Source organism: Paenarthrobacter sp. YJN-5, assembly GCF_015040095.1.
Taxonomy (GTDB): domain Bacteria; phylum Actinomycetota; class Actinomycetes; order Actinomycetales; family Micrococcaceae; genus Arthrobacter; species Arthrobacter ureafaciens.
On the sequence record NZ_CP053544.1, the window covers coordinates 690,497 to 703,767 of the forward strand.

General features: G+C 65.4%; 13 protein-coding genes and 1 riboswitch. Of the genes, 4 read left to right on the top strand and 9 right to left on the bottom strand.

The genetic code is table 11. The features are described from left to right. Positions 1-393 carry a hypothetical protein gene (locus HMI59_RS03255; RefSeq protein WP_193592778.1) on the bottom strand — a complete coding sequence of 131 codons (393 nt, stop codon included), beginning with the start codon at positions 391-393 and terminating at the stop codon, positions 1-3. A gap of 21 nt (positions 394-414) precedes the next feature. Next, positions 415-1,320, bottom strand: coding sequence for a tRNA (guanosine(46)-N7)-methyltransferase TrmB (gene trmB / locus HMI59_RS03260; protein WP_179012931.1), 906 nt, complete (start codon positions 1,318-1,320; stop codon positions 415-417). Between the two features lie 166 nt (positions 1,321-1,486). On the opposite strand from trmB, the gene HMI59_RS03265 reads away from it, so the two are divergent. After that, entirely contained in the window at positions 1,487-2,722 is a 1,236-nt protein-coding gene (locus HMI59_RS03265) for an MFS transporter (RefSeq protein ID WP_227471612.1), read from the top strand. A 71-nt stretch (positions 2,723-2,793) separates the two neighbouring features. Here HMI59_RS03265 and HMI59_RS03270 read toward each other — a convergent pair whose 3' ends face one another. Both HMI59_RS03270 and HMI59_RS03275 read right to left on the bottom strand, forming a co-directional pair. Further along, positions 2,794-4,086 (bottom strand): MFS transporter, encoded by a 1,293-nt coding sequence (locus HMI59_RS03270; protein WP_193592780.1) that lies wholly within the window; start codon positions 4,084-4,086, stop codon positions 2,794-2,796. Between the two features lie 15 nt (positions 4,087-4,101). After that, entirely contained in the window at positions 4,102-5,319 is a 1,218-nt protein-coding gene (locus HMI59_RS03275; protein ID WP_193592781.1) for a M20 family metallopeptidase, read from the bottom strand. A gap of 144 nt (positions 5,320-5,463) precedes the next feature. Between HMI59_RS03275 and HMI59_RS03280 the strand changes: the two genes are divergently transcribed. After that, entirely contained in the window at positions 5,464-6,501 is a 1,038-nt protein-coding gene (locus HMI59_RS03280) for an Lrp/AsnC family transcriptional regulator (protein WP_193592782.1), read from the top strand. Here the strand turns inward: HMI59_RS03280 and HMI59_RS03285 are convergent. Further along, complete coding sequence (locus HMI59_RS03285; RefSeq protein WP_193592783.1) at positions 6,498-7,226, bottom strand: cyclopropane-fatty-acyl-phospholipid synthase family protein; 729 nt, start codon at positions 7,224-7,226, stop codon at positions 6,498-6,500. The two genes, HMI59_RS03280 and HMI59_RS03285, sit on opposite strands and share 4 nt — an antisense overlap. Positions 7,227-7,346: 120 nt before the next feature. Further along, positions 7,347-7,871, bottom strand: a complete 525-nt coding sequence (soxR, locus tag HMI59_RS03290; RefSeq protein WP_193592784.1) for a redox-sensitive transcriptional activator SoxR — start codon at positions 7,869-7,871, stop codon at positions 7,347-7,349. Here soxR and HMI59_RS03295 point away from each other — a divergent pair. Both HMI59_RS03295 and HMI59_RS03300 read left to right on the top strand, forming a co-directional pair. Then, complete coding sequence (locus HMI59_RS03295; RefSeq protein ID WP_193592785.1) at positions 7,870-9,312, top strand: MFS transporter; 1,443 nt, start codon at positions 7,870-7,872, stop codon at positions 9,310-9,312. The genes soxR and HMI59_RS03295 overlap by 2 nt on opposite strands. 330 nt (positions 9,313-9,642) lie before the next feature. Continuing rightward, entirely contained in the window at positions 9,643-11,376 is a 1,734-nt protein-coding gene (locus tag HMI59_RS03300) for a DEAD/DEAH box helicase (protein ID WP_193592786.1), read from the top strand. A gap of 118 nt (positions 11,377-11,494) precedes the next feature. Here the strand turns inward: HMI59_RS03300 and HMI59_RS03305 are convergent, their stop codons facing one another. The 3 genes from HMI59_RS03305 to HMI59_RS03315 form a co-directional block, all read right to left on the bottom strand. Then, positions 11,495-12,145 carry an MBL fold metallo-hydrolase gene (locus tag HMI59_RS03305; protein WP_193592787.1) on the bottom strand — a complete coding sequence of 217 codons (651 nt, stop codon included), beginning with the start codon at positions 12,143-12,145 and terminating at the stop codon, positions 11,495-11,497. A gap of 292 nt (positions 12,146-12,437) precedes the next feature. Beyond that, entirely contained in the window at positions 12,438-12,833 is a 396-nt protein-coding gene (locus HMI59_RS03310; RefSeq protein WP_166188141.1) for a multidrug efflux SMR transporter, read from the bottom strand. Positions 12,834-12,835: 2 nt separating this feature from the next. Continuing rightward, complete coding sequence (locus HMI59_RS03315; protein ID WP_021472817.1) at positions 12,836-13,150, bottom strand: multidrug efflux SMR transporter; 315 nt, start codon at positions 13,148-13,150, stop codon at positions 12,836-12,838. 9 nt (positions 13,151-13,159) lie between these two features. Further along, positions 13,160-13,225: riboswitch (guanidine-III (ykkC-III) riboswitch) on the bottom strand. Positions 13,226-13,271: the final 46 nt, after the last annotated feature.

Here is a 13,271-nt window from a genome sequence, read left to right on the forward strand (position 1 = left end):
TCAGCCCGTTTGTCCGGATCCGAGTACCAGGATCACCATGAAAGCCACCCCGAAGACGTTGACCGCCATGATGGAGAGCCCAACGATGCCCGTGATTCTCCCGGCGTTCATGCGGCCTGCCCGGAACACGGCAATCAGTCCGCAGACCACGGCCACAATCGCCAAGGCAACAGCCAACGCGGCGAAGGCCAAAGCTCCGATCCACCACGCATCGTTGCCCTCGTTGAAGCGGCTCATGGCAGAAGCTACCGCAGCGATGCCCAGCGGAACACTGACCACGGCCGCTACCGGCGACAGCACGGCAGCCACGATGCTGGTGATGCCTGCCCCCAACCCCCGCGTCCCCGATCGGGGTGGCTGCTGGTGGTATTCGAGTGGTGGTTGGTAGCTCATGGTTCCCCCGGAATCCGTGGACTAGATCTTGCGGTAGGTGAGGTCGAAGATCATGCGCCCGGCCTCGTGGGCTTTGTTCTCGAAGCTGGTGCGGATCCGGCCGTCGAACCGGGGAGCCCAGCCGCCCACCTCGTCCACGCCCTGGTTGGGGCCGGTGTGCTCGGTGCTGACGGGTGCACGGCCCTCCTTGACGGGAGCGCCGCCAACAACGGATTCGACGCCGGACTGCCAGACTTGCGTCAACGGGCTCTCCTCGCCGCTGCGCTCGCCTTCGTGCATGTTCTCGAACTCCGTGGAACCTGCAAGGACATCGCGGACGTGGATGGCGTAGTTGGACCAGTCGGTGGCAATCCGCCAGTAGCCACCCTTCTTGAGGGCCTTGGCTGCGACTGATGCGAAAGCCGGCTGGATGAGCCGGCGCTTGTGGTGCCGGGCCTTGTGCCAGGGATCCGGGAAGAATACCCAGAGTTCACTGACTGAGCCCGCAGGCAGCATGGACTCCAGGACCTCGGGTGCGTTGGCTTCCACCACGCGCACGTTGGTCAGCCCGCGGCTGTTGATCTTGATGATGGTGTTGGCCAGGCCCGGGGTGTAGACCTCAACGGCAAGGAAGTCCTTATCCGGGTTCTGCTCGGCAGCATGGACCACTGCATCGCCCAAGCCGGAGCCGATCTCCACGATCAGGGGGGCCTTGCGTCCAAACACGGCCTCGGCGTCAAAAACGTAGTCCGGGTGCACGGACGTGTTGGCCACATGACGGGGGACCTGCACAGCCCAGCGTTCGGCATGTTCTTCCCAGGCGGCCTGGCGGCGGCCCTGGAGGCGGGTACCTCGACGCACAAAGCTGACCGGACGGCCGCCGTATGTGCCAAAGGAAGCTTGGCTGCCGGGGGTGATGGGGCGTGGGGTATCTGGGGTCTCACTCATGTCCATTCCAGAATACTTGGCCGTCCAAAACCGGGTCACAGTCGGTCCCACAGAGGCAGCAGTAAACAGCCCTGACAGAATAGGACGTGTGACCTCCTCCCAGAAGCCTGCCTCCGCACAGAGCCGAACCAAGAAGCGCACAGAGAAGTCCGAAGAGAAACGCCCGTTGCCCGAGATCGCCGTCGACGCTGAGATCGACGAAGACCCGGCCCCGGCTCCCACCCAGCTCAAAGGCAAGCGGGCGCTGGCTTATCTTGCGGTCTGCCTGATCCTCATCGGCCTCAACTTGAGGACCGTCTTCTCCAGCTTCTCCGCGGTGCTGCCGGAAGTAACGTCCGACGCCGGTCTGCCGGGTTGGTCTGTTGTGGTGCTGACTACTGTGCCGGTGACGTTGCTGGGTGTCTTCGCACCTACGGCACCCGGCCTGGCGAGAAGGTTCGGAGCAGAGAGGGTGCTGCTGGGGGCGATGGCCGTCCTCACCGCGGGGCTCCTGCTGAGGCCGGCCGAGCTCCCCGGCGCAGGCCACCTGCCCGCCTTGCTGGTGGGAACAGCGGCGTGCGGTGCAGCCATCGCGCTGTGCAACGTGCTGCTTCCCGGCGTGGTGAAGAGGGATTTCCCGCACCGTCTCGGCTTGATGGGCGGCCTGTACACCACGGCGATCTGTGCCTCTGCAGCACTCGGAGCGGGGTTCACGTATCCGGTCTTTACGGCAACCGGCCACTGGACATCGGCGCTGTGGTTCTGGGCGGTGCCGGCCGCCGTCGTACTTTTGCTCTTCCTGCCGCCGGCCATCAGGCAGCACCCCGTACGGCACCAGCACCTCAAGGGCGGGGTGAATGTGTGGCGATCCGCGGTGGCGTGGCAGGTGACGGCGTTCATGGTGCTGCAGGCGATGATGTCGTTCAGCGTGTTCGCGTGGCTGGCGCCGATCCTGCGTGACCGCGGTGTGGACGGTGGCACGGCGGGCCTGATCGTCTCGGTGTCGATTGTGCTGCAGATGCTGGGGTCGTTGTTCGCCCCGGCGCTCGCTGCCCGGCTCAAGGACCAACGGGTCATCAACATGGTGGTAGCGCTCATGACGGGCTGCGGCTTCGCCCTGAGCATCTTTGGGCCCACTGAGTTGATTTGGGTGTGGACGGGTTTGCTCGGGCTCGGCCAAGGGTCACTGACTGCCGTGGCGCTGACCATGATCATGCTCCGCACCCGGGACGCCCACACGGCAGCGCACCTCTCCGGAATGATGCAGGGGGTGGGCTACGGGGTGGGTTCCACAGGGACGCTGATGGTTGGCCAACTCCACCAGGCAACGGGTGGCTTCGCCGCGGCGGGGGTCCTGTTCCTGGTGGTCGGCTTGCTGGCGGCGTTCTTCGGATACAGGGCGGGCCGGGACCGCTTCGTTTAACCCAACTGAGTCGCAGCAGTGCGCGTTTTGAACGTTCAAAACGTGCCCTGCTGCGACTCAGTTGGGAGGGGTCAGACGGTCAGGTCCTTGCCCTTGGTTTCGGGGATCAGGAAGGCGAACAGGATACCCACCAGCAGCAGGATCACCGCGTAAACGTTGAACAGGTACGCCTGGCCGATCGTGCCCAGCCACGTCTGCAGGTAAGGGGCCGTGCCACCGAACACGGCCACGCAGATCGAGTACGGAACGCCCACGCCGACGGTCCGGATGTGGGTCGGGAAGAGCTCCGCGTAGACGGCGGGGACGATCGCGGCGCTGCCGGCAATGAAGAACAGCATCACGGACATGGACACGGTCAGCTGCCACGGAGAATCCTTCAGCAGCCAGGTCATGGGGAAGTGGAACAGCGCGGCGCCGGCTGAGGACATGATGAGGACAGGCTTCCGGCCGATCCGGTCAGACAGGCGGCCCCAGAACGGCAATGCTGCAATGAACACCACATTGGCGATCACGCCGGCCCACAATGCAGCACCGCGGTCCATCTTCAGGGCCGTCGCTGCGTAGCTCGGTGCCACGACGCCCCAGATGTAGTACACCACCGTGAGGCCCACGGTGAGCCCGATGACCTGCAGGGCCTGCTTGCGGTGCTTCACGATCTGCGGCCACATCGGGGCGCGTTTTTCCTTGGGCGACTCGGCCTCGAACGCCTCGGTTTCCTTCATCTTGGCCCGCATGAACAAGGCATAAACGCCCAGGGCGCCACCGATGAGGAACGGGATGCGCCAACCCCACGCGCTCATGTCTTCCTTGCTGAGCACAGCGGTCAGGACGGCGCCGAGCAACGTGCCTGCAAGGATCCCGGCCGTGCCGGAGGTGTAAATGAGGGTGGCCCAGAAGCCGCGCTTTTCCTTGGGCGCCATCTCCGAAAGGTACGTTTGCGACGACGGCAGCTCGCCACCGTGGGCCAGGCCCTGGATGAGGCGGGCCACCAGGAGCATCACGGATGCGAAGGCGCCGACGGACTCGAATGTGGGGGCCATGCCGATCAACATGCTGCCGATGGCGCCGAGGGCCACGGCAACAGTCATTGACGTTTTGCGTCCAATCCGGTCGCCTATCCAGCCGAACACGAACCCGCCAAACGGCCGGGCTACGAATCCGACGGCGAAGATCGCCAGCGTGGACAGCACGGCAGAGGTGGGGTCGGCTGCGCTGAACAACGCGCTCGCGATGAAGGGCGAGAATGTGGCGTAAATAGCCCAGTCGTACCATTCAACGGCGTTGCCGATGCCGGTACCCACGAGGGTGCGGACGTGCGACTTGTGGACCTTGACGTCGGCAGGGGTTCCAACGGTGGTTGTCATCTCGTTCTCCAGGAGTCAGTTGGCGGCGAGCGCGGCGATGCGGGACACGGCCAGTTCGGCGTAAAGCGCGGCACCGTCGGTGAGGACGCCGTCGTCGAACGTTGCGTAAGGGGAGTGGTTGAAGGGCGACGTCGACGGGTCGGCGCCGGGCGCAACGGCACTGAGTCCCACGAAGGTTCCGGGGACCTCGGCCAGCACGCGGGAGAAGTCCTCGGAGCCGCTGAGCGGGGTGGCCATCCGGGTGAGGCGGGAGTCTCCGAACATGCCGGCAATGACTTTCTCGGCGGTGTTCGTTTCGTCCTCGTCGTTGATGGTGAGCGGGTACTCCTCTTGGTAGTCCACGTCCACCTCCAATCCGTGTGCTGCGGCGATGCCTTTGAGCAACCGGGGAACTGCTTCCATCATCTTCTGTCTGGACGCTTCGGAGAAGGTCCGGATGGTTGCTTCGATGCGTGCGGTTTCCGGGATGACGTTACGTTTGGTCCCTGCGTGCAGCACCCCGACGGTGAGGACCACGGGATCGAACATGTTGAACTGGCGGGTGACCATGACCTGCAGGGCCGTGACCATTTCTGCCGCGGCAGTGACGGGGTCCTTGGCGGAATGCGGGGCTGATCCGTGGCCGCCCGCGCCGAGGACCGTGACCACCAGCCCGTCGGAGGAACTGAGCATCACGCCGTCCTTCGTGACGAACTGCCCGTGCGGCTCCAGCGAGGAGAACACGTGCATTCCGTAGGCGGTGTCTGCCCTGCGTCCGGCAGCGTCGAGGACGCCTTCGTTGATCATGTAGCTGGCGCCGTCGAATCCTTCTTCGCCCGGCTGGAACATGAGGACCACGTCTCCGGCGATCTGGTGGCGGCGTTCGGCCAGGAGGGTCGCGGCTCCGGCGAGCATTGAGGTGTGGAGGTCGTGGCCGCAGGCGTGCATGGCACCGTCCAGCCGGGAGGAGTAGTCCACGCCGGTTGTTTCCTGGACCGGCAATCCGTCCATGTCCGCGCGCAGGAGCACCACGGGCTTCCGGGCCGAAGCGTGTGCCGCACTGCCCCGCAGGACTGCGGTGACCGACGTCGTGTCCTTGCCCAGCGTGATCTCGTACGGAAGTCCGTCCAGTGCCTGGAGTACTTTTTCCTGGGTGCGGGGGAGATGCAATCCGATCTCCGGTTCGCGGTGCAGTTCGTGCCGGAGCCGGACGATGTCTTCGCGGAGTTCCTGGGCGTCGGCGGCGATGGTCATACGGGGTCTCCTGTGGTTTGTTCGGCTTGCGCTTCTCTTAGATCATTCTGTGGTGATGCACCTCACGAGGCCCGAAAGATCAGGAAATATGCATGGCATGTGTGAAAGGTGCAGGATTCATGCAAGCGGGAGAGAATTGGGGACATGGAACTCAGCGAGGAAGACCTGCGCCTCATCAACGCCCTGCAGATTTCACCCAGGATCAGCTGGTCCGACGCCGGCGACGTCCTGGGCGTCCATGCCACCACCCTGGCCGCCCGTTGGGACCGGCTCAAGGCCCAGGGTGCTGCGTGGACGACCGCCCACTTGATGGGTGACCCCAAGAACATGTGCCTGGCGATGGTGGACGTCGATTGCGACATGGATCTCCGGCCCGACGTCACTGCGGACCTCGCCCGGTTGCCCGAGGTGATCACCGTGGAAGAGGCGGCCAGCAACCGGGACCTCACCCTGACCGTCATCACGCAGGACCTGGATCACTTCAGTACCGGTCTGCTGCCCCGGCTCAAGGAAGTCCGGGGCCTCACCAAGTACCACACGTCCCTGTGCACCAGGATCCATACAAGTGGCTACGCCTGGCGGCTTAACGTCCTCACCAAGGCTGAACAGCATGCATTGCGCGCTATGGCCGGGCCCGAGTCGGCCAACCCGCCCGCACCGGACGCCATTGTTGTGCCGCTGCCCGAAAGCCATCTGGCGCTCATCCCCTTCTTGGCCCGCGACGGCCGTGCCACAGCCGCGGAAATTGCCCGGGCACTGGGCCGCCACCCGGCCACCGTCCAGCGCCAACTCACCCGCGTGCTCGGCAGCCGCATGCTCTCCTTCCGCTGCGAGATTGCGCAGAAGTTCTCCGGCTATCCCGTGACTGTGCAGTGGTTCGCCAATGTCCCGGCCGGCCAGCACGAAGCCGCGGCCACGGAATTGCGGGCCATCCGGAACGTGCGGTTCTTGGCCTCAACCACGGGTCGGACCAACTTCACCATGATCATGTGGCTGCGCACCCTGGCCGAGGTGATGGAGATGGAACTTGCCATCCAGCAACGCATCCCGGGGATCGAACTGGAGGAGAGCGTCGTCATGCTGAACACCGCCAAGCGGGTGGGTTGGATGCTCAACCCGGATTCCACGTGCACCGGAACCGTGGTGCCACCGTACGGCGAGCTGCTCCCGGCGAGCGCTTAGGGCTTCCTCGTGGCCCGCAGGACGGTGTCCATGATGGTGGCAGGGTTGCCGTCCGGGTCTTCGATGGTGCGCTCGCGGCTGGTGAGAACCTCAACCGACCACTGCCCGTGTTCCAAGCCCAACTCCTCCGCAAGTTCTTCGGGTGTGTAGAACATGTCCGTCTCGTGGTGTCGGCTCCATGGCGCCAGCCCGTGCGGGTGGTGCCCGACCACCAGCAGCGTTCCTCCCGGAGCTACTGCGGCGGCCGCCTTCGACGCCGAGTCCCGCCAGGGCAGTAGGGGAGAGTGCAGGAACTGGGCTGATACAAGGTCGAACACGGGCTCGGGTGTCCACTCCGCGAGGTCCTGTTGCTGCCAGTTGACGCTCTCTTGAAGCCCGGCTTCCACGGCATGGCCGGCTGCCCGTTCAAGCGCCACAGTCGATACATCCATCGCTGTGACCGTCCATCCCTGTTTCGCGAGCCAGATGGCATCCGCACCCTCGCCGCAGCCGAGGTCCAGCGCAGTTCCCGGCTCCATGCCCGTGATTTCTGCGACCAGTTGGGGATTCGGGTTCCCGCTCCAAATCTTCGGGCGTTCCCGGTACATCCCGTCCCACATGTCCACGGCGTTGTCCGCATCCTCGTGGAGGTCCAGGCGGCCCTGTTGGTCGCCGCCTTGGCGAGCCCCGCCGTCGTGATGATGCGCGTGCTGGCGGGTTCCGCCGTCGTGAGTGTGTTCAGTCATGATCCAAGCGTGCCGTTCGCCGCAGACGCGACGCAATACCTGTTGCTGTTCCGGCAAACCCCGCCCAACTAACTGGCAGCAGCGGTTGTTTTCAGGGCTCAGAACAACCCCTAATGCCAGTCAGATGGGTGCATTCCACCGTTGGGCGCCCGCCCCGGATGCGCCAAGTTCGTCCGACGGGTTCTGCAACGTGCACGATTTAAGGCTCAGGCAGCCACAACCGATGCAACCGTCAAGATCGTTCCTGAGGTGCTGCAGGGCGGCGATGCGCTCGTCGAGTTCCTGCCGCCAGCGCAACGAGAGCCTGGTCCAGTCGCGCTTGGTGGGTGTACGGCTGTTGGGCAGGGACTCCAATGCCTCGCGGATGTCCTTCAACGGCAGCCCCACCCGCTGGGACGTCTTGATGAACGCCACGCGGCGCAGCGTCTCGCGGGCGTAACGCCGCTGGTTGCCTGGCGTCCGTTCGGCGCTGATGAGGCCGTTGCGTTCGTAGAAATGAAGGGCCGACGGCGACACTCCACTCCGCTCGGAAAGCTCGCCTATGGTCAGGGGCCGGTGTCCGGATACCTTCGACATGACTGAACCTCCACGTGCCCGGCGGGGCGTTGACCTCAACAATAGTTGAGGTTCTAGGGTAGCGTGCATGACCCCTGACACCTCAACGGCCGGTATCCTGCGCCGTCCATACCTCCTGGCCACCGTGGGCACCTGCGCGTTGGTGTTCCTGAGCGCCTTTGAGTCCCTCGCCGTCACCACCGTGATGCCGGTGGTCAGCCGGGACCTGAACGGAGCCGGCCTGTATGCACTGGCCTTCGCCGGTCCGCTGGCTACAGGCGTGATGGGCATGGTGGGTGCCGGGAACTGGTCCGACCGCAGGGGCCCGAAGGCTCCGCTCTACGCATCGGTGGCGATGTTCGTGGTGGGACTCCTCATCGCAGGAACTGCCGGCACCATGGAAATGCTGGTGCTCGGCCGCCTGGTCCAGGGCTTTGGTGGCGGGGCAGTGACTGTGGCGCTGTACGTCCTGGTTGCGCGGATCTACCCGCCCGTCCTGCACCCCAAGATCTTCGCGGCCTTCGCAGCTTCCTGGGTGATTCCCTCCCTGATCGGTCCTTTCGCGGCGGGGGTGGTGGCGGAGCTGAGCAGTTGGCACTGGGTCTTCCTGGGAGTTGTTGGGCTTGTCATTCCGGCGCTGGCCATGGTGGTTCCTGCGATGCGGGGCCTGGCTTCAGGAAGCGGGTCCGAGGCCCCATCGGGTGTGGATGCACCGACCGTCCCATGGGCTTTCGGGCGCATGGCGTGGGCTGCGCTCGCGGCCGTGGCCGTTCTTGGACTGAACCTGTCCGGCGGGGTGCCGGCCTTCGGCGCGGTGATTGCCGCCGTCGCACTTGTCACGGCGCTCGTGGCTGTCCGTCCGCTGGTCCCGCGGGGAACCCTCACAGCGCACCGGGGGTTGCCGAGCGTCATCCTGTCCCGTGGGCTGGCGTCGGCTGCCTTCTTCGGAGCCGAGGTGTACCTGCCCTACATGCTGACGGAGCGCTATGACTTCAGCCCGACCTTTGCGGGCCTGACCCTGACCGGATCAGCGCTGGCGTGGGCCGGGGCGTCCGCTGTGCAAGGGCGGCTCGGGTCCCGGTTGGCTGATGCCTTGGCCGTACAGATTGGTGCCATCCTGGTGTTGGGGGCCATCGTTTTGGCGCTTGTCACGTCCGCGCTGGCGCTGCCGGCGGCCATAGCAATTGTTGGCTGGCTCTTCGCGGGCTTCGGCATGGGCCTGATGTACCCGCGGCTCAGCGTCATGACCCTGGCGCTGTCCTCGCCGGATAACCAAGGCTTCAACAGTGCCGCTATGTCCATCTCCGACTCCCTGGGCGGTGCGCTGGCCCTCGCCGCAACGGGCCTCGTCTTTGCGGCCTTCACGACCGTTGGCCCCTTTGCGGCGGTCTTTGCACTGACGGCGGTCATCGGCGTCGTTGGTGTTGTGGTGGCACCGCGCGTCGCAGCCCGCTCGGGTGGTTCCGCCGCACCCGAGGCCCGCGGTGCCCGCGACGGCCAAGCCGACTTCTCGCTCACCCAGCCCAAGTAGGTCGCATTTGTGCGCGTTTTCAGGGCTCAGAACGCGCGGTGCTGCGACCCAGTTGGGGGCCCGATGCAAGGAGAAACGTCCAGCGCTGCTAGAATGGGATCACTTGATGTGCGGTGACGCCCTGAAGCAGGTGGCCTGACAGGCTGCGTGGCGGGGCATTTTTCATGTGAGAGGCACATCCTGCGTCGATGAACGCGTTCCATTTGGTCCCGGCCAGCGCTCCTGCAGCGAACCGGTAGACCACCTGACTTTTCCTCGGCGAACCCCTGGCCCAACCGGCGTCGGGGGCCGATGTCCGCCACAGGACACCGCCCGAAAGACATGAAGTACATGACTACTTTTGCTGCCCTTGGCACGCCCAAGGCAATTGTCGAATCCCTCGCTGCAACCGGCATCGAAGAGGCATTCCCCATCCAGGTCAAGACCCTGCCGGACACGCTGGCCGGCCGCGACGTCCTGGGCCGCGGCCGCACCGGCTCCGGCAAGACCATCGCATTCGCCATCCCGCTCGTTGCCCGCCTGGCCGAGCGCGAGGCAGGCTACTTCCGCAAGCCGGGCCGTCCCATGGGCCTGGTCCTTGCGCCGACCCGCGAGCTCGCAACCCAGATCAACGCCACCGTCGAGCCGATGGCCAAGGCCATGGGCCTGAACACCACCGTGATCTACGGCGGCATCTCCCAGGCCCGCCAGGAGAAGGCGCTGCGTGCCGGCGTCGACATCGTCATTGCCTGCCCGGGCCGCCTCGAGGACCTGATCCGCCAGCGGATCCTCACGCTTGAAGCGGTTGAGGTCACCGTCCTGGACGAGGCAGACCACATGGCCGACCTCGGATTCCTCCCCGTGGTCAAGAAGCTCATGGACATGACCCCCAAGCAGGGTCAGCGCCTCCTCTTCTCGGCGACGCTGGACAACGGTGTTGACAAGCTGGTCAACCGTTACCTGTCCAACCCGCTGACGCACTCCGTGGACGATCCCCAAGCCGCGGTCACCACCATGGAACACCACGTCCTGGTGGTCAACGACCAGACCGTCAAGAAGCAGCTCATTGTGGAACTGGCGTCCGGCGCAGGCCGCCGCGTCCTCTTCATGCGGACCAAGCACCATGCCCGCAAGCTGGCCAAGACACTCACGGACGCCGGGATCCCCGCGGTGGACCTGCACGGAAACCTGTCGCAGAACGCCCGTGACCGGAACCTCGCCGAGTTCTCCAGCGGCGAGGTGCGCGTCCTCGTGGCCACCGACGTCGCCGCCCGCGGCGTGCACGTAGACGACGTCGAACTCGTCATCCACGTCGATCCGCCCACAGAGCACAAGGCCTACCTGCACCGTTCCGGCCGTACGGCCCGGGCCGGTTCGGACGGAACCGTCGTCACGCTGACGCTCCCCGAGCAGCAGCAGGACGTCAAGAAGCTCATGCGGGCTGCCGGCGTCGACGTCTCGTTCGAGCGCGTCACCGCCAACTCTCCGCTCGTGGCTGAGCTCGTGGGGGATGTAGCGGACAAAGTTGACCCCCGCACGCGCGCTGCACTCTTGGCAGCCAAGCTCCCGCAGCAGGGCGGCGGAACGTCCAACGGCGCCAATGCCCAGCGCAAGCGTGCACGGCGTTCCGGCCAGGCTACGCCCACTGCAGGCGGTCGCGGCGGACGCGGCGGACGCGGCAAGGTTTCGGCCGAGCCGGTTCGCACGGACATCAGCCGTGCGGAGCGTCGGGCAGCAATGAACGACGACGTCGCCCGCGGCTCACGCGGCCGCGGCAAGGCAGGTGCCTCGCACCGTAACGACGTTCCCGGCTCGCAGGGTCAAAGCGGCCGCAGTGGTCGCCCCGCAACCGGCCAGCGTGCAGCCGGCGGACAGCGGTCGGCGTCGGCTCCGCGAACTGCTTCTGCCACCACGACGCGCAGCAGCGGAAACAAGGCCGTGTGGTCCTCGAACACCGGCGGCACCTCGGGTGGATCCTTCGGCGCGGGCAATTCCGGCCGTGGGGGTTCCGGCTCGGGTCGCCCGCCGCGCAGCGGTCCCCGCCGTGCGTCTGCCCCGGCGTCGAACGAGCGCCGCGGCCGCTAAGGTCCCTCACGTTGTGAGGCCCGCTCTGCGCTCTATTCCTTGGGTTTAGGGCGCAAGGCAGGCCCCGCAAGTCTGGCCCGCGAGGTTACCAGCCCGGGAGGTTGCCAGCCCCGGGCGGTTACCAGCCCCGGGCGCGCCACTCCTCCAAGTGGGGGCGCTCGGCGCCGAGCGTGGTAGGCAAGCCATGTCCGGGATGCACTACGGTGTCATCCGGGTACGCGTCGAAGAGCCGTTCCGTGACGTCATTCAACAGTGACGTGAAGCGTGCGGGATCGTTCTGAGTGTTGCCCACGCCGCCCGGAAACAGCGAGTCTCCACTGAAAATGTGTGCCGGCCCGTCCGGGTCCTGGTACACGAAAGCGATCGAGCCAGGGGTGTGTCCGCGAAGGTGGATAGCACGGACCTCGAAGTCGTCAAACTGCTCAACGTCGCCGTGGCTAAGCCGCACATCCACTGGAACAGGCAACTCGTCGGCGTCGTCCGTTCCTGCGGAAGTGGTAGCACCGTTGGCTGCCACCAGCTCCGCCAAGGCACGCACGTGGTCCCAGTGTTGGTGGGTGGTTGCGATCCTCAGCAGCTTGGTGGGCTCAGGCGTATCCGCGGCGGAGTCGGCCAGGAGTTGCTGGATGGCCGGGAAGTCGTCGGCAGCATCGATCAACAACTGCGCACCTGTTGCCTTGGACGTCAGCAGGTACACGTTGTTGTTCATCTCGCTCACGGAGATGCTGCGAATAGTGACGTCGCGGGTTGAGTGAATTAGCGAATCCATCTGCTCAGCCTACGTCGTTGGGTTTGCGGCCTTGGTGACACGGCTGCCCGTTCCCCTGGGTTGCCCTGATTTTGCCCTTGGTTTAGCCCTCCCGGACAGCTCCGCCATGACCTCCACGGTTTCCACAATCGGAACGCGGAGGTCATGGCGGTGCTTGCGGGGTTTCGGCTTGCGGGGCGCTACCCGTGAGCTTCAACTTGCCCGATTTCGACGACTCGCTGCGTATTAGACGGTAGGACACGTCTAACGTGCAGCGGGTCGTCGAATTCGGCGAAGAGTGCTGCGGGTCGGGCTACTCGGCGCTGGTGATGGCCTTGTCAGCCGGCTGGTCTGCGGGGAGGGCCTTCAAGCCCGCAGCACAGCCCACGATTCCCGCGATGAAGAGCAGCTTCAGCGGACTCGCCGGCTCGACACCCGTGACCATGGCCCAGCCAACGGTCAGTGCTGCACCGATCCCCACCCACACGGCATAGGCCGTGCCCAAGGGGATGCGCTTCACGGCGATGCCCAGGCCGAGCATGCTCAATGTCGCGGTGACCGCGAAGACCAGCGTTGGAATGAGTTCCGTGAAGCCATTGGAGAGCCCCAGGGCTGTTGCCCACACGGCTTCCAGGACGGCGGAGGCGAGGAGGACCAGCCAGGACACTCCGGTCCTTGCCTCATGTTTGGCAGTGGTGGGGGTACCCATGGCTACGCCACCACCTTCAAGCCGACCACGCACAAACCGATGCCGGCGAGCAGCAGGAGACGGGCCGGCGTCGGGCGTTCGACTTTGGTGACCATGGCGTAAGCCGAGGTCAGCACGACGCCCACGCCAACCCACACCGCGTAGGCCGTGCCCGTGGGAATTGACTGCATGGCAATGGCCAGGCCGCCGGTACTCGCGATCACGGAGACCAGGAAAACGATGCTGGGGACAGGCTTGCGGAAGCCCTTGGAACGGTGGAGTGCGGCGGCCCAAACGGCCTCGAGCGCACCGGACAGAATAAGAATCAGCCACGACATGACATTTCCTTTGGCCAGTCTTGTCGCGCACCGGGTACTGAACCGTCGTCCGGAGGTTCCAGAGCGGAACCTTGGTTTCAGGCTAGCAAGTCCCGCGGAGGGTGGCCACTTCCGGTGGCCA

Bases quoted from the DNA above. Each gene is read 5' to 3' on its own strand.
- HMI59_RS03275 (WP_193592781.1), bottom strand. From the start codon at position 5,319: ATGACCATCGCCGCCGACGCCCAGGAACTCCGCGAAGACATCGTCCGG.
- HMI59_RS03280 (WP_193592782.1), top strand. From the start codon at position 5,464: ATGGAACTCAGCGAGGAAGACCTGCGCCTCATCAACGCCCTGCAGATT.
- HMI59_RS03305 (WP_193592787.1), bottom strand. From the start codon at position 12,145: ATGGATTCGCTAATTCACTCAACCCGCGACGTCACTATTCGCAGCATC.
- HMI59_RS03300 (WP_193592786.1), top strand. From the start codon at position 9,643: ATGACTACTTTTGCTGCCCTTGGCACGCCCAAGGCAATTGTCGAATCC.
- HMI59_RS03255 (WP_193592778.1), bottom strand. From the start codon at position 393: ATGAGCTACCAACCACCACTCGAATACCACCAGCAGCCACCCCGATCG.
- soxR (WP_193592784.1), bottom strand. From the start codon at position 7,871: ATGCACGCTACCCTAGAACCTCAACTATTGTTGAGGTCAACGCCCCGC.
- HMI59_RS03270 (WP_193592780.1), bottom strand. From the start codon at position 4,086: ATGACAACCACCGTTGGAACCCCTGCCGACGTCAAGGTCCACAAGTCG.
- trmB (WP_179012931.1), bottom strand. From the start codon at position 1,320: ATGAGTGAGACCCCAGATACCCCACGCCCCATCACCCCCGGCAGCCAA.
- HMI59_RS03295 (WP_193592785.1), top strand. From the start codon at position 7,870: ATGACCCCTGACACCTCAACGGCCGGTATCCTGCGCCGTCCATACCTC.
- HMI59_RS03285 (WP_193592783.1), bottom strand. From the start codon at position 7,226: ATGACTGAACACACTCACGACGGCGGAACCCGCCAGCACGCGCATCAT.
- HMI59_RS03315 (WP_021472817.1), bottom strand. From the start codon at position 13,150: ATGTCGTGGCTGATTCTTATTCTGTCCGGTGCGCTCGAGGCCGTTTGG.
- HMI59_RS03310 (WP_166188141.1), bottom strand. From the start codon at position 12,833: ATGGGTACCCCCACCACTGCCAAACATGAGGCAAGGACCGGAGTGTCC.